Raw genomic sequence first — 21,500 nt, 5'->3', positions numbered from 1 at the left:
CAATTCAAGGAGCCTGCCATGTCCCGTCCGCCGCTTCCCCCCTTCACCGAAGACTCCGCGATCGAGAAGGTCCGGCTTGCCGAAGACGGCTGGAACAGCCGCGATCCGGCGAAGGTCGCTCTCGCCTATACCGCGGACAGCCGCTGGCGCAATCGCGCCGAGTTCGTGACCGGCCGCGCCGAGGTTCAGGCCTTCCTCACCCGCAAGTGGAACAGGGAGCTTGAATACCGGCTGATCAAGGAACTCTGGGCCTTTGCCGGGAACCGCATCGCCGTGCGCTACGCGTACGAGTATCGCGACGACAGCGGCCAGTGGTACCGCGCCTATGGCAACGAGAATTGGGAGTTCGCCGAGGATGGGCTGATGCGCGCCCGGCACGCCAGCATCAACGAACACCCGATCGCCGAGGCGGACCGCAAGTTCCACTGGCCGCTCGGCCGCCGGCCCGACGACCATCCCGGTCTCAGCCACTTCGGCTTTTAAAGCCTCCCCCTTTAAAGCCTCCAACTGCCGAGCAGAACTTCGAGAAAGCGCGCCGCCATCGGTGAAAGGATGGCGCCGTGCCGTCTGACGACGCCGATCGTCCGGGATATCTTTGGATGGCCCAGCGGCAGCGTCATGATGATGGGATGGCCGGAGGAGGGGGTGGCAAGCTTGGGCAGCACCGCGACGCCAAGCCCCGCCTCCACCAGCCCGAGCGAACTGGCGAGGTGCGTGATCTCGTAGGACCAGCTCATCTTCAGGCCGTGCTGCGCCAGGGCGTTGTCGATCAGCGCCCGGTTGCCGCTGGTCCGGCCCACCGTGATGACCCGGTGGGCCGCCAGCTCCTCCCAGTTCACCACCTGTCGCGATGCAAGCGGATGGTCGTGCCGGCAGGCGACGACGAAGGGATCCTCGGCCAACGGCGTGAATTCGATGTCCGGGTGCGAGGTGCCGATGAAGTTGATGCCGAAATCGGCCTCGCCGCGCGCAACCGCCTCCAGCCCCTCGTTGGCGCCGAGATCCAGGATGCGGATGCGAATGCGCGGGAAGGCGATGCTGAATCGGCTGATCGCGTTGGGGAGGAAATAGAACACCGCCGTCGGAACCGACGCGATGGTGATCTGGCCGCCGCTGCGCGCGCCGAGATCGCTGATCCCCAGCAGTGAGGTTTCAAATTCGTCCAGGAAGCGCCGGACCTTCGGCATGAAGTCGCGCCCTACCATCGTCAGCGCGACATGGCGGGTCGAGCGCTCGAACAGCGCCACGCCCAGCATGTCCTCCAGCTTCTGGATGCGGCGGCTGAGCGCCGGCTGCGACAGGTTCAGCAGCTCCGCGGCACGGTTGAAGCTGCCCAGTTCCGCCACCGCCACGAAGGCCTTCAGATCCACCAGCTCGAAGTTCATGCCCAGCTCCACCGGCACCTGCATTGATGCGTGAAATGGAATAATACCCAGAATCAATGCATTTCACAAATATGGTTCGCGATCAGACTATCGGCGCATCGGCTTTCCTCGCCCGTTGGCGACCTCAAGAGAAACCAAGCGCCATGACCAATCCGACGAACCGCCAGATCGGCATTCCCTGCGTGATGATGCGCGGCGGGACCTCCCGCGGGCCCTTCTTCCTGGCGTCCGACCTTCCCGCCCTCCCGGCGGAACGCGATGCGCTCCTGCTTTCGGTGATGGGGGCGGGGAACGATCTCGGGATCGACGGCATCGGCGGCGGCAACCCGCTGACCAGCAAGGCCGCCATCGTCGGTCCCGCCACCCGGCCCGGTGCGGATGTGGATTACCTGTTCGCCCAGGTGCGGGTGCAGGAGGGCGTGGTCGACACCTCGCCCAATTGCGGCAACATGCTGGCCGCCGTCGGTCCCTTCGCCATCGAGTCCGGGCTGGTCCCGGCCGTAGACGGCGTCACGGTGGTGCGCATCCACAACGTCAACACCGGCAAGCTGATCGAGGCCCGGATCCAGACCCCCGGCGGACAGGTGGTCTATGAGGGCGAGGCCGTGATCGACGGCGTTCCCGGTACCGCCGCCCCCATTCACCTCTCCTTTCTGGATGCCGCCGGCGCCAACACCGGCCGGCTGCTGCCGACCGGTGCGCCGGCCGACCTGATTGGCGGCATCGAGGTGTCCTGCATCGATGCCGCCATCCCGGTGATGCTGGTCCGCGCCGCCGACCTCGGCAAGACCGGCCACGAGCCGACCGACAGCTACCGGGCCGACCGCGCGTTCATGGCCCGGCTGGAGGCGCTGCGCATCGAGGCTGGCCGCCGCATGGGCTTTCACAACACGGCCGGCATGGTGATCCCCAAGCCGGTCCTGCTGGCCCCGCCGACGCGCGGCGGCACGCTGTCCGTGCGCTATTTCATGCCGCACGACTGCCATCGGGCATTGGCCATCACCGGCGCCGTCGCGACCGCGACCGCCTGCACCATTCCGGGAACTGTTGCCGCCGCCCTGGTGGGGCGGTTCAACATGCCCGGAGACGTCACATTCGAACATCCGGCCGGTCAGCTGACCGTCCGTCTTGAAGCTGGGGCCGGCCACTCTACCCTGACAACTGCCGCCCCGATCGCCAGCATCCTGCGCACCGCGCGGCGCCTGTTCGAGGGAACCGTGTTCGCACGGCCGCCGGCCCCGCCGCAGGCCGCCCTGGCGGCCTGACGCAACAGCATACAGAGGAGGAAACGCAATGCGTTCAGAAGCGGGCATCCATACCCCGGCGGCGACCAAATCCAAGTCCATTTACAAGGCCCTCTATTTCCAGGTCGTCGTGGGTCTGACCCTGGGAATCCTGGCCGGCCATTTCTGGCCGGATTTCGGGGCGTCCCTGAAGCCGCTGGGTGACGGATTCGTCAAGCTGGTCAAGATGATGATCGCGCCGGTGGTCTTCTGCACCATCGTCAGCGGCATCACCAGCCTCAACGACACCCGCGAGATCGGCAAGACGCTGGTCAAGTCGATGGCGCTGTTCTATGCGCTGACGGCGGCGGCGCTACTCATCGGGCTGGCGGCGGTTCTGATCATCGAGCCCGGCGTCGGCATGCATGTGTCGCCGTCGTCGCTCGACCCCGCGGTGGCGGCGCGCTACGCCAAGCAGGCGGCGCCGGTCGGCTTCTCCGACTTCGTGCTGCACATCATCCCGCATTCCTTCTTCGGCGCCTTCGCCGAGGGCGAGGTGCTGCCGGTGCTGCTGATCTCCGTGCTGGTCGGCTTCGGGCTGACGCGGGTCGGCAAGGCCGGCGAGCCGGTGGTCCAGGGCATCGACTCCTTCTCCCACGTGCTGTTCGCCGCCTTCGGCTTCATCATGAAGCTGGCCCCGATCGGCGCCTTCGGCGCGATGGCCTTCACCGTCGGCAAATACGGCATCAACAGCATCGGCTCGCTCGGCCTGCTGATCCTGACCTTCTATGTCGCCTGCGTCTTCTTCCTGGTGGCGATCATCGGCACATTGGCCCGGCTGCACGGCTTCAGCCTGTGGAAGGTCCTGCGTTACTTCCGCGAGGAACTGCTGATCGTGCTCGGCACCTCGTCGTCCGAACCGGTCCTGCCGCGTGTGTTGCAGAAGCTGGAAGCGCTGGGCTGTAAGAAGGGCGTGTCCGGTCTCGTGCTGCCGATGGGCTATTCCTTCAACCTGGACGGCACGGCGATCTACCTGACCCTGGCCTCGCTGTTCATCGCCCAGGCCTGCGACATCCACCTGTCGGCCGGCCAGATCTTCGCCATGCTCGGCGTCATGCTGCTGACCTCCAAGGGTGCCGCCGGCGTCACCGGCAGCGGCTTCGTCGCCCTGGTCGCCACGCTGACGGTGATGCCGGACCTGCCGGTGGCCGGCGTCGCGCTGCTGGTCGGCATCGACCGCTTCATGTCCGAAGCCCGCGCCCTGACCAGCATCATCAGCAACTGCGTCGTCAGCATCATCGTCTCGATCTGGGAGAACGCCTGCGACCGCGAGGTCCTGAACCGCGAACTGAACCAGGGGTGTGCAGCCACCGAGCGGCCCCTTGAATCGACGGGCGGTATCCCGGTCATGCCGCTGGCCGCCCAGGCGTCCGCCCAGCCGTCGCGCTGATCCTGCCTAGCCTGGCACTGCGGAGGACCGGGGTTAAAGCGTAGAGAGGACCGCGGTCAGGTCTCGCAGATCGGCGATGGTCGGCGTTCCTTCGGGAAAGGGATGCCGGCCATCGCGATCTCGCACCCCGACGAAGGGCAGGTCGAGGGCCGTCGCTGCCGCATAGTCCTGAACGGCATCGCCGACGAACGCCACCCGCTCGCGGCGCAGGTCATGCCGGGCCAGCAGCATCGCCGCCGTCTCCGCCTTGCCCGGCGGGCTGCCGTGGACCGAGACGAAGTGGTCGGCCATGCCCCGCCGCTCGACGATGCGAAGCATTTCCTCGTGCGGGGTGGCGGAGATGATGAACAGGGAAGGGCGACCAGCATGCGTGGCGAGGAACTCCGTCGCACCGGGGATCTCGGCGCAGGCGATCACCGCCTCTTCCACCGCCGCGGCGAAACCGTCGACCAGACGGTCCAACCGCTCCTCGTCGAGAACGCGGCCGAGCAGGTCGCGTTCGAACCGCGCCAGCTTCTCCCGCCGCGGCATGCCGCCGTTGTCGCGGTGATAGGCGCGGATGGCGTCCTGCACCGCCGGTCTGTCGTCGGCATAGAGCGTGGCGAAGGTTTCCCCCTTCAGATGGTTGGAATCGCACAGCACGCCGTCGAAGTCGAAAATGACCGCGTCCCACCGTTCCTGAAGCATGCCATCCATCCCGCGCTCATCCCCTGCTTATCACTGCCGCCGGTAGCCCGGCGGCGGGCCCCGGCGGCGGGCCAGTGTGATCCATTTACCCGCCATCAGCAATCCGCGCCGATGGGTCAGCCGCCGCCCGCCGGCTGTGCCGCCATTGCAGTAGCCGGCCGCAGGGCGCGGCGGGCCAGCTCGAAGGGGATCAGCCCGATGGCGACCAGCGCCAGCAGGCAGCAACCCAGCCCGACGGTGACGAGATCGCTGCCGGTCCAATCGCGGATCAGACCGGCCAGGATCTGGATGAGGGTCATCAGGACATAGAAGACGGTCATGAACCATCCGAGCGACCAGGCGGTGTCGGCCGGGGCGGAGTGCCGGGCGGGAAGCGCGAGGATGCCGCCGGCCGGCAGACCGAGGAACAGGCCGGCGACAATGCAGCTCGCCACCGGTGGCGCCCCCAGGGCGAAGGCCATTCCCGCCGCCGCGGCCCCCAGCGATCCGATGGCGACCGGCAACAGCGGCCGGCGGGAGCGGTCGGTAAGCAGACCGCCCAGCGGCATGGTTGCCATGGTCACCCACACGGTCAGGCTGACGGTGCGGGACGCTTCGGTCACTGACAGGCCGGTGGAGGCGAGCAGGGCCGGCGCATAGGTCAGGAAAATCACCTGTCCGACATTGTAGGCGGTCCAGATGATGCCGGCCAGCGTCGGCAGGATGCTCTGCCGCCGCAGGATCAGGCGCAGGCTGGGCATGCCTCGGCGCACCGGGACGGTGCCGGCGGGCGAGCGGTAGGTGACCGTCACCAGCACGGCCACCGTCAGGCAGACCAGCGTCGTCAGATGGTAGGCCCAGCGCCAGGAGGCCGCCTCGGCGATTGCCGGGAACACCGCCAGCGAGACGGCCAGCCCGAACTGCCAGCTGATGAACACGATGGACAGCGCCGTCGACAGGTCGCGGTCGCGGAACCATTCGGCGACCATCGCCGACACCAGAACGCTCAGCACCGCATTGCCGGCACCGCCGAGCAGCCGCCCTGCCATGGCGGTGTCGTAATCATGGCCGGCGGAGAACAGCGCGCTGCCGCCGGCCAGCAGAAGCAGGCTGAAGACCGCCATCCGCTTCAGTCCGAACCGGCCGCTCAGCATGCCCGCCGGCAGGGCCAGCAGGATTCCCGGTAGCATGAACAGGCCCATCAGCTGGCCCATGGCGGCATAATCGATGCCCAGATCCGTCCGCGCGAACGGCATCACGGCGCCGAGGATCTGGAATTCCAGCGCCATGCAGGTGCGGGCGAGGAACAGGATGCCCAGGATGAACCAACGCATGGTTGCCGCCTTTCCGTGTCGACGGCGATTTTCAACAGGCAGGGGCCGGAAGGGAAGTCTTATCGTTTCCACATGAGATTGTATTGAAAACGAATCATCGAGCGAATGGTGATCCCTCCCGGTGGCGCCGCACATGGTCGATCAGGGCGCGGAGCTTGGGCGTCACCGTGCGTCGGCTCGGAAAATACAGGAAGAAGCCGGCGAAGGGCGGCAGCCAGTCGTCGAGGATCGAGACGAGTTCGCCACGCTCCAGAAAGGGCTGGAACGTCTCTTCCATGCCGAAGGTGATGCCGGCGCCGGCAAGTGCCGTGCGGAGCATCAGCAGCATGTCGTTGGTGGTGATCTGCGGTTCGACCGACACGTCGAAAGCGTGTCCGTCCTTCTCGAACTCCCAGCGATAGGGTGCCGTGTCCGGCTGGGTCCGCCAGCCGATGCAGCGGTGGCGGACGAGGTCGCGCGGGTGCTGGGGCGTGCCGTGGCGCGCCAGATAGCCTGGCGTCGCCACCGCGATCTGGCGCTGGTCGCCGGTCAGCGGCACCGCGATCATGTCACGCTCGATGACCTCGCCCAGGCGCACCCCCGCATCGAAGCCGGCGGCGACGATGTCGAACTCGAGGTCCGTCACCGTCACGTCGAGCGTGACGCCGGGATAGGCCTCGCTGAAGGAGGCGATCAGCGGTCCGGACAGAAACCGCTCGGCGATCGAGGTGGCGGCGATCCGCAACAACCCGCGCGGCTCCGCCGCCGAGCCGGACAGCGCGTCGATGGCGCTCGCGATCTCGGCCAGCGGGGCGGAGACCTGCGCCAGGAACCGTTCGCCGGCCTTGGTCAATCGCACGCTGCGGGTGGTGCGCAGGAACAGCGCTTGGCCGAGCGTGGCCTCCAGCCGCTGCACACCCTGGCTGACGGCTGAGCGCGTTACCCCGAGGCGGTCCGCCGCCGCCCGGAAATTGCCGGTCTCCGCCACCGCGGCGAACAGGGTCAGCAGGTTCAGGTCAGTCTGCATTGGTTAGCTGTTCTAACCACGGCGTCCAGTTCTTGGCAAGTTATCTCGACAGCGGCCGCATGCCACCTTCTGGGCATGGACGGCGGGCGCATGGCGCATCGCGCGCCGCGAACCGCTTCCCGCAATCAGGAAAGCCAGGAGACTGTCATGACTATCGACAAGGTCGTTCTCATCACCGGTGCCTCCAGCGGCATCGGCGAAGCCACCGCGCGCGTCCTCGCCCAGGCCGGCGCCACCCTGATGCTGGGGGCGCGCCGGACCGACCGGCTCGACGCGCTCGTCAAGGAGATCCAGGCGAAGGGTGGCAGGGCCGCCGCCCGCGTCCTCGACGTCACCGACCGGTCCAGTGTGGAGGACTTCGTTGCCGAGGCCGGGGAGCGCTTCGGTCGCGTCGACGTCCTGGTCAACAATGCCGGCGTGATGCCGCTGTCCCCGCTCGCCTCATTGAAGGTGGAGGAATGGGATCGCATGATCGATGTCAACATCCGGGGCGTGCTCCATGGCATCGCAGCGGTCCTGCCGGTGATGGAGGCGCAGGGAAGCGGACATGTCGTCAACATCGGTTCGGTCGGCAGCTTCGAGGTGGTGCCGACCTCAGCCGTCTACAGCGCGACGAAATTCGCGGTCAGGGCCATCACCGACGGATTGCGCCAGGAAAGCGGGACGATCCGCGCGACCTGCATCTATCCCGGCGTGACACGGTCCGAACTCGCCGACACCATCACCGACGAAACGGCCGCCCGGGCGATGGTGGAGTACCGCCGCAACGCGATCGACCCGGAAGCGATCGGGCGGGCCGTCCTCTTCGCCATCGAACAGCCGCGGGAGATCGGGGTCAACGAGATCACCGTCCGCCCCGTCGCCCGAAGCTAGCGTCGGAGTGTGATCGCTTCAAGCGGAAGCGCTTGAAGCGTGAATCACACGGAAAATCAAAAACTAAGAGTGCGATCGGTTCAGACGGTTTCCCCGTGATCCGGGCTGCCGGGGCCCTGTCGCCCCGGCCACCCGACCTGATTCAGCCAGCCGAACCAGTCTTCAAGATGCCAGGTGTGGGTCAGTCTGCCGTCGGCGATGCGGTGGAATTCGTGGATCGCCACCCGGAAGGGCCGGCCGGTCGGGGCGATTCCGAACCATTCCCCACGGTGCGTTCCGGTTATCACCGCGCGTACGGCGGCACGTCCAGGTGCGCCGAGAATGTCCAGAACCTCGATCTTCGTGTCGGGAAAGGCCGTCAGGAAGCTGCGGATCAGCGGTTTCATCCCGTCGCGTCCCGGCTGCTGACCGGGATTGAGGGGGATGTCCTGCCAGTCTTCGGCCAGGGCCTCGTCGAGCAGGTCCGGATTGCCTTCGTTGAAGGCACGGTAGAGCGTATCGATGGCGTGGCGGTCCTGCGGTGTCAGGCCGGTTTCAGTCGGCGTCCCGGTGTTCGGTGTCATGGAGCTTCTCCTGCCGTCAATGCGATGGGGAGACGTTATCCGACGCCTGAACATGCTTGAAATCGATCTTTGATATATGAAAACATCTATGACATGGATTTGCACGGCATCGACCTGAACCTTCTCGTCGCCTTCGACGCCCTGATGGCTGAACGCAGCGTGACACGGGCCGGAGCCCGCATCGGCCGGACCCAGCCGGCGATGAGCGCCGCGCTGGGGCGTTTGCGCGGGCTTATGAAGGACGAACTGTTCATTCGCGGGCCAAAGGGGCTGCAACCGACGCCGCTGGCGCTCGATCTGGCGCAGCCGGTCGCCCAGGCATTGACCGGACTTCAGCGCGCCCTGGAGTTCACGCAGACCTTCGACCCGTCAACCTCCACCGCCAGCTTCACCCTGGGCCTGTCGGACCACCCAACCTTCGCGCTGCTGCCGTCACTGCTGGGGGTCCTGCGCGAACAGGCCCCCGGCGTCACCCTGCGCATCCGCAATTTCATCGCACGGGACGATGCCATCGGCATGCTGGACGCCGGCGAGGTCGATCTGACGGTCGGCGTGCCGCCGGCATCCACGGCCAGGATCGTCAGTCGCCCCCTGTTCGAGGAGCGCTTTGTCTGCGTCGTCCGCAAGGGGCATCCGACCGTACACCCGCCTCTCGACCTCCACGGCTTTCTGGAGCAGTCGCACCTTCTGGTGTCGCCGGAGAATGACAACTACGGCGTGGTCGATGCAGCCCTGGCCAGACAAGGGGTGAAGCGCCGGCTGGCCTTGACGCTGCCGCAACTCTACGCCGCACCTGCCCTCGTCGCGCAAACCGATCTGATCGCAACCCTGATGGAGGGGGTGGTCGCCGCGTCGGGCCATGCGGAGCGGCTTTGCGTCATGCCCGCTCCGCTCGACCTTCCGTCGATCCTCTTCGCTCTGTCCTGGCATCGCCGCAACGATGTCCATCCGGCGCAGCGGTGGTTCCGTGACCTGCTGGCGTCGGTCCCGCACCGTGCCGGTCTGCGCCCCCCGGCCGCCATGGCGTGAAATCGCTACCCCTTCCGGGCGGCTGGTCCCATTGCGCGCATTGCGCGATCCTCCCGCGCGATGCGTCGATGAATGGGAGATCGGACGTGGCGGACACACTCGCTTCCGGTGGTATGGCTGGCACCGTCCGGCGTGCCATTCGCTTTCCTCTCTGGCTGGTTCGCGTCATCTGGCTGCTGGTCGTTCCGCTGTCGTTCGTGGCGCTCGGGATCTGGCAGGAACAGCGGGCCACCGCGACGCTCGACGAGTACGGGCAGGCCGGAGGGAACTTGCCGCAGGTTCTGGACCAGCTTCAGCGGATCGAAGCGAAGACTCCGGCGGCGATCGTTACCATGGGCGGGCCGGACGGTCGCCGCATGCCGGTCTCGATGGCGGTCGCCGGGGTCCGCAAGGCCATCGACACGATGGAGGAGGGCGCCGAGGTCTCGCGGATCCGCTACCCGTTGAGCTGGGGCACGATGGCCGGCGGCCTGCTGGCTTTCCTTGCCGGGCTGACCGGGTTGCTGGCGGCGCGGATCGCGGCCATGCGGGCGCGGAAATCGCGCGACGCCCTGATCCGCAGTTTCGACCGCTTGAGGCGGGGCCTGCCCTTCGCGCTCGCCGCCGTGCTCGTGGGTCTCAGCATCGCCAGCGTCTCGGCCTCGCTGTTCGAGGCGGCGAGCCTGTGGTTCTGGGACCATCTGTCGACCGGCAGCGTCAAGCTCTTCGCCGCCGCCGTGATGCTCGCGGGGCTTGCCGCCTACAGTGCGGTGATGGCGGTGATCGCGATGCGCCGCGTCTTCGACCTCTACAGCATGGAGCCGCTCGACGTTCGCGGTGTGGTGGTGAGCCGGGACGAGGCGCCCGGCCTCTGGCGGTTCGTCGAGGATCTGGCCGCCCGGCATGAGGCGCTGATGCCGGACAGCATCCTGGTCGGCCTGACCGAGGGCTTCTTCGTCACCGAGGCGCCGGTCCGGCCGCTTGGCGGAGAGCGGGTGCTGTCGGGCCGCACCCTTCATCTGCCGGCTCCCTGCCTGCCACTGATCGGCGAGACCGAACTCGCGGCGGTCATCGGCCATGAACTGGCCCATTTCTCGGGCGGGGATACCACCTACAGCCGCCGTTTCGCCCCGATCCATGCCGGATTGTGGCGGACCCTGACCGCGCTCGGCGAGCGCACCGGCACCGGCGGCTTCATGCTCGCTCCGGCCCTGCATCTCGGCTTCCACACGCTGGAGAGTTTCGATATTGCCGTCGCCCAGCACCGGCGGCAGCGCGAGCTGGAGGCTGACCGCCGGGCCAGTCTGGTCAGTGGTCCTGAGAGTGTTCCCCTTGCCCTGCTTCGCACCGCCACACTGGCGCCGGCCATCGTCGGGACCCTGAACGACGCCTTCTCCGCCCCCGACAATGCCGGGCCGGACCTGATGGCCGATATCCTGCGGCGTGTCGAAGATGGCCTCCCCGATCCCGCCGTGCATCTGGAGGAGTGCCAGCCCCATCCGACCGACAACCATCCGACCACAGCCCTGCGGATCAGCACCCTTGGCGTCCAGATCGACGAACGCCTGCTGACCCGTGCCGCCCGCGGACCATCGGCGGAAGACACCGGCCTGCCGCACCGGCTGTTCGCCGACTGGGGCTGGATTTGCCACACCCTGACGGCGGGGTTCCTCGACGAGGCCCGGCAGGCGCACCGACTGAACCGGGAAGAGCTGGAGGCCGCCGCCGCGGCGGTTCCGACGGAGCACACGGTGCTCTACGAGAACGGCAGGCCGATGATCTGGGCCATGGGCTTCATCGCGGCGATTTTCGCCGCCTTTGGCATCGGCGTCATTGCCTTCGGGCGGGAACTCGGCCTCGGCAACGATTCCGGGACGCGGGCATTCGTCGGGGGGGTGACAGCGCTCGGTGTCTGCTTCGCTCTGGGCTATGCGGCCTGGGTCCGCCACAAGACGAAGGGGCCGCTGATGACCCTGACCCCCGACGCGCTGATGTCGGCGCGGCTGCGGGAGCCCATCGCCTGGACCGACGTGGCCGGGATGCAGGTGGCGGCGGCGCGCCGGCTGGCGCTGGTGCTGGCGTTGCATGAGGAGGCGCCCCTGCCCAACCGCATCGGCTTTTCCATCTACAACAAGGTCAACCGGCGCAATCGGACGGTGGTGCTGGAGGCGATGGGCATCCGTGGCATGAAGGCGGCGGAATTCGACGCGCTGGTCCGCCGCTACCTGTCCGCCGCCTATGCCCGCCGCCAGCTTGCCGGGGATTGAGGCGGGGACCCTACGCATGCCGGATCGCCCCGCCCATCATCGGAGGACTCCCCCGGTCAGGTGAACCAGTAGCGGGTGAGGTGGAAGAACAGCGGCGCCGAGAACACGATGGAATCGAGGCGGTCGAGGACGCCGCCATGCCCCTCGATCATCGTGCCCCAGTCCTTGACGCCGAGGTCTCGCTTCATCGCCGACAGGACGAAGCCGCCGAAGAAGCCGGCGATCACGATGACCAGCGACATGCCCGCCGCCTGAAGCGGCGAGAAGGGCGTGATGACGTGCAGCCCGGTGCCGATGGCGACGGCGGTCAGCCCGCCGCCGAGCAGCCCCTCCACCGTCTTGGACGGGCTGATGCCGGGCGACAGCCGGGTCTTCCCCCACAGCTTGCCGAAGACATACTGGAAGACGTCGCTGAGCTGCGCCACCGTCATCAGGTACAGCAGCAGCAGGGCGCTGGGCAGCCGGTAGCCGGGGATGTCGAGCCACAGCAGGGCCGGCGCATGGCTGGTGCAGTAGACCGCCAGCATCAGCCCCCACTGCGCCTTGGCGGTACGGGTCAGGAAGTCGGTGGGGTCGGCGCCCAGCACCGACAGCGACGGCAGCGCCATGAACACGTAGACCGGGATGAAGATCGAGAACAGCCCGTACCAGCCGAGCCCGACCAGCCAATATTGCAGCGGCACGACCACGAAGAAGGACAGGAACAGCCCGGCGTGATCGCCGCGCCGGGTCGGCGTCAGCGTGATGAATTCGCGCAACGCCAGATAGGACAGCAGGGTGAACAGCACCAGCGTCACCACGCTGCCCAGCAGCATCGCCGCGGCGAACAGCGCCACCATCACCCACCAGGACCGGATGCGGGCGTTCAGGTTGCGCACGGTGTCGCGTCCGGCCGGCGTTTGTACGCGGTGGGCGAGGACGGCGCCGATCAGTGTGGCGACGACCAGCAGGCCCAGGGCGGCGCCCGACAGCCAGAGGAACAGCGGATCCGTGGTGGTGAAGAAACTTGTCACTGCGGTCATCGCGCTGCTCATTGGACGGTCCCTTGGCCTGAGGACTGGGAGGTGGAGTGTGAAGAGGATTGGGATTTGGATGGGGACAGGGATACCAGCGCCTTGTGCGCCCGTTCCAGGAAGGCCGCCTTGCCTTCGCTCTCCACCGGTTCCAGCGGGGCACCGAAGCGCATGGTGCAGATCAGCGGCACCGGCAGCGGCATGCCTTTCGGCATCACTCGGTGCAGGTTCTCGATGAAGACCGGCATGAGTTCGGCGGCCGGCACCCGTTGGGAGAGATGGTAGAGGCCGCTCTTGAACGGGGCCACGGTGCCGTCGCCCCGGGTGCCTTCGGGGAAGAGGATCAGCGATTCTCCGCGTTCGAGCACCGCCGTCATGGCGTCCATCACGTCCGCCGTCGCCTTGCCGGTGCGGTCGACCAGCAGGGCGTTCAGGCAGCCAACCGCCACCCCCCGCCGCAGGGCGGAGCCGCCCCAATAATCGAGCGCCGCCACCGGATGCGTCCGCGCCCGCAGGTCTGCCGGCAACGCTGCCATGACGGCCAGCGTGTCGAGGTGGCTGGTGTGGTTGGCGAAATAGATGCGCGGTACATCCGCGGCGCCCGCGGGGGGAGCGTCGCCTTCCCAGCTGGCGCGGGCGCCGACCAGCAGGCGGGTCAGCCCCAGCAGACCGTGACGGAGCACCGGTTGGAGAAGAGGGATCATGACCGGGCCTCCGGATGGCTGGTTTCCAGATGGTGGGCCTTCAGGCGGCGGGCGATGCCGAGCGTGCGGGTCACGACGGTGAGCAGGCTGCCGCCCATGATGATCCAGGCTGCCGCCAGCAGGCTGACCGTCGTCCCCCACAGCGCATGCTCCACCGCCTGGGCAAGCAGGGCGACGGTCAGGGCGGCCATGCGGCGCTGCTTCGCCATCACGCCGCCGAAGTCCTGCGCCAGTCCCAGGGCTCCGCCGAAGGTTCGGACATAGGCGGTCATCATGGCGGCAAGCGCCGCCGCCCAGCCGAGCCAGGGCAGACCGGCGGCATAGCCCAGCGGCACCAGAAAGGCGGTATCGGCAACGCGGTCGGGAATCTCGTTGTAGAGCGCGCCGACCGGCGATCCCTTGCCACCCTCCACCGCGACCATGCCGTCGAGCAGGTTGCACAGAAGGCGCAGCTGGACGCACAGCGCGGCACCGATCCAGGCCAGGGCGCCGCCTTGCAGCAGCAGCGCGCCGCCGATCCCCGCCCACACCGCCGACAGAAGCGAGATCTGGTTCGGCGTGACCGGCGTCGTGGTCAGCCACGCTGCCAGCCTCTGTGCCCAGCGGGCCGAACGGGTCGCTATCGGGCGCCGGTCTCCGGCGGGTGTGGGGGGGCTCATTGTGCGGCTCCTGTCCTGGAGATCCCGGTGAGGATCGCGTCGGCGATGGCTCCTGCGAGGCTGGAGAGCGGCGCCGTCTGCCGGCCGTAGACCTGCGACTGCACGTTCAGGACGATGGCGCCGATGACGATGTGGGAGAGCGCATTTCGGTCCGCCGGCACGATGCTGCCCTCGGCGATGCCGTCGGCGATGACGCCGCAGATCACGTCGACCGGCGTTTCCTGGTCCTTGGGCACCAGCGGCAGCGCCTCATGCTGCGACAGCAGGAGGAAACGGGTGCGGTCGGGTGCGGCCTCCGCCAGATGGAAGGCATGGTGGATGATCCGCCGCAGCCGCTCGGGCGCCGGGCCCTTTCCGGCCGCGTCGCGCAGGCTCTGCGACATGGCGGTGTATTCCGCCGTGAACAGGTCGGCCGCCAGCTCCTCCTTGCTTGGCCAGTGGCGATAGAGCGCCCCTTCCGATACTCCGGCGGTGCGGGCGATATCGCGGACCGTCGTCGCCTTCACCCCCTTCTGGGCGAACAGCGCGACGGCGGCGTCACGGACTTTCTGACGAACGTCGATGGACATGGCAGCATCATGTGAATGAATGTTCACTCACAAAGTGACCAAGCCATTTCGCGGGCGCAATGGCAAAAAAGGATAGGATTCCATGGGGCGAGCCCCGCCACCTATGGCGAAGGGCCCATCAGTCCACCATGGCGCCGTCCTGAAACAGCCTCTCCACGGCATCGGCGGTCCGCTGGTAATGTTCCTTCAGGGCAGCCACCGCTCCATCGGCGTTCCGGTCGAGCGCGAAGGCCATGATCCGCTCATGCTCGCAAACCACATCGCGGGACTGGTTGGGGACGCTGACCGACAGGCGGCGGTAGCGGTCCGCTCGGACGAACAGTTTCTCGCACAGTTCGATCAGGATCGGCGACCGGCAGGCCGAGATCAGGGTACGGTGGAAATCGGCATGCCGCTGGTCCCAATCCTCCCGGATGGCGGTCGGCAGGTCGTCGCGTTCGCGGGGAAGCCGCGACATCACATGGTGCGCCGCCAGCAGGCGGCCTTCCCAGTCGGAATCGCCATGTTCGATCGACAGCCGCAGCGCCTCCCCCTCCAGCAGCTTGCGGGTGCCGACGATGTCCAGCAGTTCCGCGATCGACAGCGGAGCGACCGAAAAGCCCCGGTGATCGTCGGAAACGGTGAAGCCCTCCGCGGTCAGCCGGACCAGGGCCTCGCGCACCGGTGAAACGCTCATGCCGCACAGAGCCTGCAAATCGGCGAAGCGCAGGCGCTGGCCGGGCTTCAGCAAGCCGGAGCGGATGGCCCGGTGAATGACGGCATAGGCGTCGCCCGCCAGCGTGCGTGCCTCGGCACGGTCCTTCATGACTGCTTCCTCAGAACCCGCATCCACATTTTCGAAAATCCTACGCTCATTCGAAAACCATTGACAGCACAAATGATCCATGGAAACTGTATGGTAACATAGCAATCACGGAAAATGACCGCCTTGGACAACGATCGCAAGGTTGGCCGGTACAAGGAGACAGCGCTTTGAAACTCGTCCGCTTCGGGGCTCCCGGTGAAGAGAAGCCCGGCTTGATCGACAGCAACGGTGCCATCCGGGACCTTTCATCGGTCGTCAAGGACATCGACGGTTCCGCGCTGAGCAAAAGCAGCCTGGACAAGATCCGGTCGGTTTCGGTCGATGATCTGCCGGTGGTCTCCGGTTCGGTCCGGCTTGGCTCCTGCGTGACCGGTGTCGGCAACTTCATCGCCGTCGGGCTGAACTATGCCGACCATGCGGCGGAGAGCGGCATGCCGGTCCCGGCGGAGCCGGTTCTGTTCAACAAGGCGCCGTCCTGCATCGTCGGTCCGGACGACACCGTGCTGATCCCGCCGGGCTCCGAGAAGACCGACTGGGAGGTCGAACTCGCCATCGTCATCGGCGAGCGCGCCTCCTACGTGTCGGAGGCCGACGCGCTGAACTATGTCGCCGGCTATTGCGTGTGCAACGACGTGTCGGAACGCGCCTACCAGTTGGAGCGCGGCGGCGGGCAGTGGGCGAAGGGCAAGGGCTGCCCGACCTTCGGTCCGCTCGGCCCCTGGATGGTCACCAAGGACGAGATCGAGGATGTCCAGAACCTCGCCATGAGCCTGTCGGTCAACGGTCAGACCATGCAGAACGGCTCGACCCGGACGATGGTGTTCCAGGTGCCGTTCCTGGTGTCCCACATCTCGCAGTTCATGACGCTGATGCCGGGCGATGTCATCACCACCGGTACCCCGCCGGGCGTCGGCATGGGCCAGAAGCCCCCGCGCTACCTGAAGCCGGGCGACAGCATCCGCGTCGAAATCCAGGGGCTGGGCGTGCAGAACCAGCGCGTCGCCGCCACCTGACCAGTGTTGCGGGCCGCGGGTGATCGCGGCCCTTCCGGGAAACCGAGGAACCGGAGACGCGCGGGCTTGGCCAACGGTTCGGCCGTCCGGCGCGTCCCGCCCATCTTTTGTGACGATCGACGCTGACACCCACCAGCTGGCGGACAAGGTCCGACCGGCGCACCCTGTCGCGTGATCGCCGTCCCTTCCAATCAATTCAGAAAGCGGGGAATCGCCCTTGCCGGTGATGACGCCCGCTCATTCATCCGAGATCTGCGGAGGACCCGCCCGATGAACATAAAAGACGCAATGGACCGGATTCCCGGCGGCCTGATGCTGGTGCCGCTGCTGCTCGGCGCCCTGTGCAAGACCTTCGTTCCCGAAGCGCCCGGCTATTTCAAGGGCTTCACCCAGGGCATCATGACCGGCGTCGTGCCGATCCTGGCGGTCTGGTTCTTCTGCATGGGCGCGTCGATCAAGCTTAGCGCCACCGGAACCGTGCTGCGCAAATCCGGCACGCTGGTACTGACCAAGCTGCTCGCCGCCTGGATCATCGTGCTGGTGGCCTCGCAGTTCATTCCGGCCGAGGGCATCCACAGCGGTTTCTTCGCCGGGCTGTCGATCCTCGCCATCGTCTGCGCCATGGACATGACCAATGGCGGGCTCTACGCCTCGCTGATGCAGACCTACGGCACCAAGGAGGAGGCCGGTGCCTTCGTGCTGACCTCCATCGAATCCGGTCCGCTGATGAGCATGATCATCCTCGGCGCATCCGGTGCCGCGCATTTCGAGCCGCAGATCTTCATTGGCGCGGTGCTGCCCTTCCTGGCCGGCTTCGCGCTCGGCAATCTGGATCCGAAGCTGCGCGCCCTCTTCGCGCCGGGCGGCCAACTGATGATCCCCTTTTTCGCCTTCGCGCTCGGCAACACCATCAATCTCGGCACGCTGTTCTCGCCGCTGCTCGGGCTCGGGCTCATGCTGGCGTTCGGCGTCATCGTGCTGACGGGCATTCCGCTGATCCTTGCCGACAAGATCATCGGCCGCGGCACCGGCACCGCCGGTATCGCCGCCTCTTCCACGGCGGGTGCCGCCGCCGCCAATCCGGTGGCGATCGCCGCCGTCGCCCCGCAATTCGCCCCCGCGGCGGCCGATGCAACGGTGCTGGTGGCGATCTGCATCATTGTCACCTCTGTCGTCGTGCCGGTCATCACCGGCCTCTGGTACAAGCGCTTCGGCCAGGGGCTGGCGGAGACGAACCGCGCCGACACCCCGATGATGCCGGCCGTGGCGACGCCGGTGGACTGATTCCGCGCCCGTTCTTCGACAGGAATCGCCTTTCAAACCTTTCAAGCATCGCTTCAGGAGTTTGACCATGACCGGAAAGCTGGCCGGCAGGATCGCCGTCATCACCGGCGCCGCCCAGGGGATTGGCCGGGCGACCGCCGAACTGTTCGCCCGCGAAGGCGCCACCGTCTTCGCCACCGATGCCAACGGCGCCAAACTGGCCGAACTGGCGGGGCAAGGCATCGAGACGCGGGTGCTGAACGTGCTCGACGATCAGGCCGTGCGCTCCGTCCTGGGTGAGATCGGCCGCGTCGACATCCTGTTCAACTGCGCCGGCGTCGTGCACAACGGCACGATCCTGGAGCTGAAGGACGAGGAACTGGACTTCGCCCTCGACCTCAACGTCAAGGCGCTGGTCCGCACCACCCGGGCGGTGCTGCCCGGCATGCTGGACCGCGGCGACGGCTGCATCATCAACATGTCGTCGGTGGCGTCCAGCGTGAAGGGGGTTCCCAACCGCTTCGCCTACACCACCAGCAAGGCGGCGGTCATCGGCCTGACCAAGTCGGTCGCCGCCGACTATGTGGCCAAGGGTATCCGCTGCAACGCCATCTGTCCGGGAACGGTCGAATCGCCGTCGCTTCAGGAGCGGCTGTCGGCCCAGGGCGATTATCAGGCCGCCCGCGCCGCCTTCATCGCCCGCCAGCCGATCGGCCGCATCGGCCAGCCGGAGGAGATCGCCGAACTGGCGCTCCACCTCGCCACCGCCACCTACACCACCGGCCAGATCCACGTCATCGACGGCGGCTGGACGATGTAGCGGGGGAGGCCGGGGCGGTGAAGAGCCAGGGGTGCGCCGCCTTCGCGCGGGTCAGCAACAGGGCATGCAGCGCCGCCCTGGTCGTCTCCCCGGCCGTCTCCCCGGTCATCTCCCTGGTCATCTCCCTGGTCATCTCAATGAGTCGCGACAAGCGTTCCAAGGCGATCCTCCGTTTCCCGTGACCGCCCGCCCGTGGCGCAGAGCCTCTGCTGAACCACATCCTTTTCGGCCAGCAGCAAGTCGTAGGTGATGCGCGCGCCATAGGCGCCGGGATCGGTCGGATCGATCCGCACCCGGTCGAAGGCGAGCACGCGGGTCGCGAGCGTGAAGCCCTCCTTCAGGTCGTGGGTGACCATGAAGACGGTCATCTTCCGCTCCGACCACAGGCGCAGCAGAAGCTCGTACATCTGCGCCTTGGTGCCGGCGTCGAGCGCGCCGAAGGGTTCGTCCAGCAGCAGGATCTTCGGCTTCAGGATCAGCGCCTGGGCGATGGCGAGGCGCTGCTGCATGCCGCCGGACAGCTCCGCCGGGTATTTGCGCAGATGGTCGCCGAGCCCGACCGCCGCCAGGATGCCCCTGGCCTCCTCCTCGGCGGCGCGGCGGCGGGCACCGAACAGCCGGCCGAGCAGGCGGGATCCCTCGAACTCGCGGCCGAGGATGACATTCTCCAGCACCGTCAGATGGGGAAAGACCGAATAGCGCTGGAACACCACGCCGCGGTCGGGGCCGGGCTCAGCCACCAGCGGCCGGCCGTCGAGGAGGATGCCGCCGCGCGTCGGCCGTTCCTGGCCCAGCAGCATGCGCAGGAAGGTGGTCTTGCCGCAGCCGGACGGGCCGACCAGGGCGCAGAACTCGCCGGACGGGATTTCCAGATCGACGCGCTCCAGCACCACCTGGCCCGGATATTCCTTCCACAGGCCGCGAACGGACACGTGGCTCATGCGGACCCCTTTCCGGCCTTCAGCCAGGGAAAACAGCGGGCGTTGAACAGGCGCAGCAGATAGTCCGAGAGGAAGGCCAAGAGCGTGATCCAGGCGACGTAGGGCAGGATCACGTCCATCGCAAGATAGCGCCGGACCAGGAAGATGCGGTAACCGAGCCCCTCGGTCGCGGCGATGGCCTCCGCCGAGATCAGGAACAGCCAGGCCGGGCCGAGCGACAGGCGGACCGCGTCGACCAGCCGCGGCAGCATCTGCGGCAGCACCACCCGCAGCACGATCTGCCATGTGCTGCCGCCCAGCGTCTGCGCCTTGATGATCTGCTCGGCCGGCAGTTCGCCGGTGCGCATGGCGAGGTCGCGGATCAGGAAGGGTGCCACCCCGACCACGATCAGCACCACCTTGGACAGCTCGTCCAGCCCGAAGACGATGAACAGCACCGGCAGCACCGCCATCGGCGGCACCATCGACAGGATGGCGACGAAGGGCGACAGGCCCGCCCGCACATAGGGGATCAGCCCCATGGCGATGCCGATCACCAACGCCGCCGCCGTCGCCACCCCGAGACCGAGGCCAAGCCGGTGCAGGCTCGCCAGCGTATCGGCCCACATCAGGTAATCGCCGGTGCGGGCATCGGGGGTGAAGGCGATCCGCGCGACCGCCGCCGCCATCGCCGACAGCGGCGGCAGCAGCTTGTCGGCCGGGTTCTCGGCCAGCCGCAGGGCGGAGGCGACGGCATAGAGCGCCGCCGCGCCCAGGAAGGGGAGGGCACCCCAGAAGACGATGCCCCCACGCCCCGGCCGCCGGTTGATGATCCGGCGCATCGATCAGAGAGTCCCGGCGGCGGCTTGCTTCATCACCTCCGCATCGAAGCGCAGCTTCACGTTCTTGGCGTCGCCCAGCACCGTGCCGCCGGGGAAGGCGATGCCGACCGCGTCGCGGCTGCGCGCGCCCTCGCCGAGCAGCCCGTGGTCGAAGGAGAAGGTCCGCACCAGATCCATGGTCTTGACCAGATCGGACCCGGTGGCGAAGCCCACCGCGTCGGCCGGGGTGTAGAACATCTTGGTGGTGACGAGCTGCTGCTTGTAGCCGGCCAGATCGGTGCCGGACGCCTTGGCCATCGCCTCCAGCGCCGCCTTGCCCTCCGCCGTGTCGGGCCTGGTCATCAGCCCCATGATCTCGTACCAGGCGCCGACCAGCGCCTTGGCGAAGGCCGGGTTGTCCTTCATGGTGGCGGAGTTGACGACCATCAGGTCCATGATCTCGCCCGGCACCTTGGAGCTGTCGAACACCATGGTGGCGCTCTGGGTCTTGGCGACTTCGCTCAGCTGCGGGTTCCAGGTGACGGTGGCGGTGACGTCGGGCGAGGAGGTGAAGGCCGACACGATGTCGGCGTCGGCGGTGTTGACCACCGTCACGTCCTTCTCGCGCAGGCCGACGGACTCAAGCCCGCGGGCCAGCAGGTAATGCGACACCGACAGCTGGACCAGATTGACCTTCTGGCCCTTGATGTCCTTCAGGGTCTTGCCCTTCTTCAGCACGATGCCGTCATTGCCGTTGGAATAGTCGCCGGCGATCACGGCGGTGGAATCGACGCCGCCCGCCGCCGGGATGGTCAGCGCGTCCATGTTGGTCATGACGCAGCCGTCGAAGGCGCCGGCGGTGTATTGGTTGATCGATTCGACATAGTCGTTGATCTGCACGATGTCGATCTTGATGCCGTACTTGTCGGCCCACTTCTTCATGATGCCGCTGTCGGCGGCATAGCCCCACGGCATCCAGCCGGCGTAGATCGACCACGCCACGCGGAAACTCTTCTTCTCCGCCGCCATGGCCGGCGACTGGGCGGCGGCCACGGTTGCAGCGAGGGCCACGCCGAACACGACGCGCTTGAGCAAGGTCCGCATCTTCAAATCCCCTTCCCGTTGAGTGTCGTCTGCC

Annotated in this window: 23 protein-coding genes; 9 read left to right on the top strand and 14 right to left on the bottom strand. The window is 67.3% G+C overall.

From position 1 onward, the window contains the following. The first annotated feature begins 18 nt into the window (after positions 1-18). Entirely contained in the window at positions 19-483 is a 465-nt protein-coding gene (locus tag E6C72_RS24505) for a DUF1348 family protein (RefSeq protein ID WP_109084040.1), read from the top strand. An 11-nt stretch (positions 484-494) separates the two neighbouring features. Here the strand turns inward: E6C72_RS24505 and E6C72_RS24500 are convergent, their stop codons facing one another. Beyond that, positions 495-1,385, bottom strand: a complete 891-nt coding sequence (locus E6C72_RS24500; protein WP_109084281.1) for a LysR family transcriptional regulator — start codon at positions 1,383-1,385, stop codon at positions 495-497. Between the two features lie 143 nt (positions 1,386-1,528). Here E6C72_RS24500 and E6C72_RS24495 point away from each other — a divergent pair, with 143 nt between their 5' ends. Then, positions 1,529-2,650 (top strand): 4-oxalomesaconate tautomerase, encoded by a 1,122-nt coding sequence (locus tag E6C72_RS24495; RefSeq protein ID WP_109084041.1) that lies wholly within the window; start codon positions 1,529-1,531, stop codon positions 2,648-2,650. Positions 2,651-2,678: 28 nt separating this feature from the next. Continuing rightward, on the top strand, positions 2,679-4,058 hold the full coding sequence (dctA, locus tag E6C72_RS24490; RefSeq protein ID WP_109084042.1) for a C4-dicarboxylate transporter DctA: 1,380 nt from the start codon (positions 2,679-2,681) through the stop codon (positions 4,056-4,058). A gap of 33 nt (positions 4,059-4,091) precedes the next feature. Here the strand turns inward: dctA and E6C72_RS24485 are convergent, their stop codons facing one another. The 3 genes from E6C72_RS24485 to E6C72_RS24475 all read right to left on the bottom strand — a co-directional run bounded on the left by E6C72_RS24485 (position 4,092) and on the right by E6C72_RS24475 (position 7,064). Further along, a complete protein-coding gene (locus E6C72_RS24485; protein WP_109084043.1) occupies positions 4,092-4,754 on the bottom strand; it encodes an HAD family hydrolase in 663 nt (220 codons plus the stop codon). Between the two features lie 107 nt (positions 4,755-4,861). After that, entirely contained in the window at positions 4,862-6,058 is a 1,197-nt protein-coding gene (locus tag E6C72_RS24480; protein ID WP_158280102.1) for a CynX/NimT family MFS transporter, read from the bottom strand. Positions 6,059-6,152: 94 nt separating this feature from the next. Further along, on the bottom strand, positions 6,153-7,064 hold the full coding sequence (locus E6C72_RS24475) for a LysR family transcriptional regulator (RefSeq protein WP_109084045.1): 912 nt from the start codon (positions 7,062-7,064) through the stop codon (positions 6,153-6,155). Between the two features lie 147 nt (positions 7,065-7,211). Here E6C72_RS24475 and E6C72_RS24470 point away from each other — a divergent pair, with 147 nt between their 5' ends. Beyond that, the gene (locus E6C72_RS24470) at positions 7,212-7,937 is read left to right on the top strand and encodes an SDR family oxidoreductase (protein ID WP_109084046.1); all 726 of its coding nucleotides are present in this window, start codon (positions 7,212-7,214) and stop codon (positions 7,935-7,937) included. Positions 7,938-8,017: 80 nt separating this feature from the next. Here the strand turns inward: E6C72_RS24470 and E6C72_RS24465 are convergent, their stop codons facing one another. After that, a complete protein-coding gene (locus tag E6C72_RS24465) occupies positions 8,018-8,500 on the bottom strand; it encodes an ester cyclase (protein WP_109084047.1) in 483 nt (160 codons plus the stop codon). Positions 8,501-8,593: 93 nt separating this feature from the next. Here E6C72_RS24465 and E6C72_RS24460 point away from each other — a divergent pair, with 93 nt between their 5' ends. Together E6C72_RS24460 and E6C72_RS24455 are read left to right on the top strand one after the other, a co-directional pair. Next, positions 8,594-9,529, top strand: coding sequence for a LysR family transcriptional regulator (locus tag E6C72_RS24460; RefSeq protein ID WP_109084048.1), 936 nt, complete (start codon positions 8,594-8,596; stop codon positions 9,527-9,529). A gap of 86 nt (positions 9,530-9,615) precedes the next feature. Next, positions 9,616-11,775, top strand: a complete 2,160-nt coding sequence (locus E6C72_RS24455) for a M48 family metallopeptidase (protein ID WP_199228661.1) — start codon at positions 9,616-9,618, stop codon at positions 11,773-11,775. 56 nt (positions 11,776-11,831) lie between these two features. On the opposite strand, the gene E6C72_RS24450 is transcribed toward E6C72_RS24455, so the two are convergent. The 5 genes from E6C72_RS24450 to E6C72_RS24430 all read right to left on the bottom strand — a co-directional run bounded on the left by E6C72_RS24450 (position 11,832) and on the right by E6C72_RS24430 (position 15,525). Next, positions 11,832-12,797: a phosphatidate cytidylyltransferase gene (locus tag E6C72_RS24450; RefSeq protein WP_109084283.1), complete on the bottom strand. Its 966-nt coding sequence runs from the start codon at positions 12,795-12,797 to the stop codon at positions 11,832-11,834. Positions 12,798-12,805: 8 nt separating this feature from the next. Next, positions 12,806-13,492, bottom strand: a complete 687-nt coding sequence (locus E6C72_RS24445) for a lysophospholipid acyltransferase family protein (RefSeq protein ID WP_109084049.1) — start codon at positions 13,490-13,492, stop codon at positions 12,806-12,808. Continuing rightward, on the bottom strand, positions 13,489-14,151 hold the full coding sequence (locus tag E6C72_RS24440; RefSeq protein WP_109084050.1) for a CDP-alcohol phosphatidyltransferase family protein: 663 nt from the start codon (positions 14,149-14,151) through the stop codon (positions 13,489-13,491). Before E6C72_RS24440 ends, E6C72_RS24445 begins: the two co-directional genes overlap by 4 nt. Further along, complete coding sequence (locus tag E6C72_RS24435) at positions 14,148-14,720, bottom strand: TetR/AcrR family transcriptional regulator (RefSeq protein ID WP_247875460.1); 573 nt, start codon at positions 14,718-14,720, stop codon at positions 14,148-14,150. The genes E6C72_RS24440 and E6C72_RS24435 overlap by 4 nt, the downstream gene beginning before the upstream one ends. A gap of 118 nt (positions 14,721-14,838) precedes the next feature. After that, positions 14,839-15,525: a GntR family transcriptional regulator gene (locus tag E6C72_RS24430; RefSeq protein WP_158280103.1), complete on the bottom strand. Its 687-nt coding sequence runs from the start codon at positions 15,523-15,525 to the stop codon at positions 14,839-14,841. 167 nt (positions 15,526-15,692) lie between these two features. Between E6C72_RS24430 and E6C72_RS24425 the strand changes: the two genes are divergently transcribed. The 3 genes from E6C72_RS24425 (at position 15,693) to E6C72_RS24415 (ending at position 18,621) form a co-directional block, all read left to right on the top strand. Then, positions 15,693-16,538: a fumarylacetoacetate hydrolase family protein gene (locus E6C72_RS24425; RefSeq protein ID WP_109084053.1), complete on the top strand. Its 846-nt coding sequence runs from the start codon at positions 15,693-15,695 to the stop codon at positions 16,536-16,538. A gap of 270 nt (positions 16,539-16,808) precedes the next feature. Next, positions 16,809-17,822, top strand: a complete 1,014-nt coding sequence (locus E6C72_RS24420; protein ID WP_109084054.1) for a 2-keto-3-deoxygluconate permease — start codon at positions 16,809-16,811, stop codon at positions 17,820-17,822. Between the two features lie 67 nt (positions 17,823-17,889). Beyond that, positions 17,890-18,621: an SDR family oxidoreductase gene (locus E6C72_RS24415; protein ID WP_109084055.1), complete on the top strand. Its 732-nt coding sequence runs from the start codon at positions 17,890-17,892 to the stop codon at positions 18,619-18,621. Here E6C72_RS24415 and E6C72_RS32560 read toward each other — a convergent pair. The 4 genes from E6C72_RS32560 to E6C72_RS24400 are packed head-to-tail and all read right to left on the bottom strand — an operon-like array spanning position 18,596 to position 21,466. Continuing rightward, positions 18,596-18,730 carry a hypothetical protein gene (locus tag E6C72_RS32560; RefSeq protein ID WP_256379129.1) on the bottom strand — a complete coding sequence of 45 codons (135 nt, stop codon included), beginning with the start codon at positions 18,728-18,730 and terminating at the stop codon, positions 18,596-18,598. The genes E6C72_RS24415 and E6C72_RS32560 overlap by 26 nt on opposite strands. Before the next feature lie 25 nt (positions 18,731-18,755). Beyond that, positions 18,756-19,562 (bottom strand): ATP-binding cassette domain-containing protein, encoded by an 807-nt coding sequence (locus E6C72_RS24410; RefSeq protein WP_109084056.1) that lies wholly within the window; start codon positions 19,560-19,562, stop codon positions 18,756-18,758. Then, complete coding sequence (locus tag E6C72_RS24405; protein ID WP_109084057.1) at positions 19,559-20,383, bottom strand: ABC transporter permease; 825 nt, start codon at positions 20,381-20,383, stop codon at positions 19,559-19,561. Before E6C72_RS24405 ends, E6C72_RS24410 begins: the two co-directional genes overlap by 4 nt. 3 nt (positions 20,384-20,386) lie before the next feature. Beyond that, positions 20,387-21,466: a putative urea ABC transporter substrate-binding protein gene (locus tag E6C72_RS24400; RefSeq protein WP_109084058.1), complete on the bottom strand. Its 1,080-nt coding sequence runs from the start codon at positions 21,464-21,466 to the stop codon at positions 20,387-20,389. Positions 21,467-21,500: the final 34 nt, after the last annotated feature.

This window comes from Azospirillum sp. TSH100, assembly GCF_004923295.1.
Lineage (GTDB): Bacteria > Pseudomonadota > Alphaproteobacteria > Azospirillales > Azospirillaceae > Azospirillum.
Note: the sequence above shows the minus strand (reverse complement) of the source record. Positions and strands in the feature narration are given on the sequence as shown.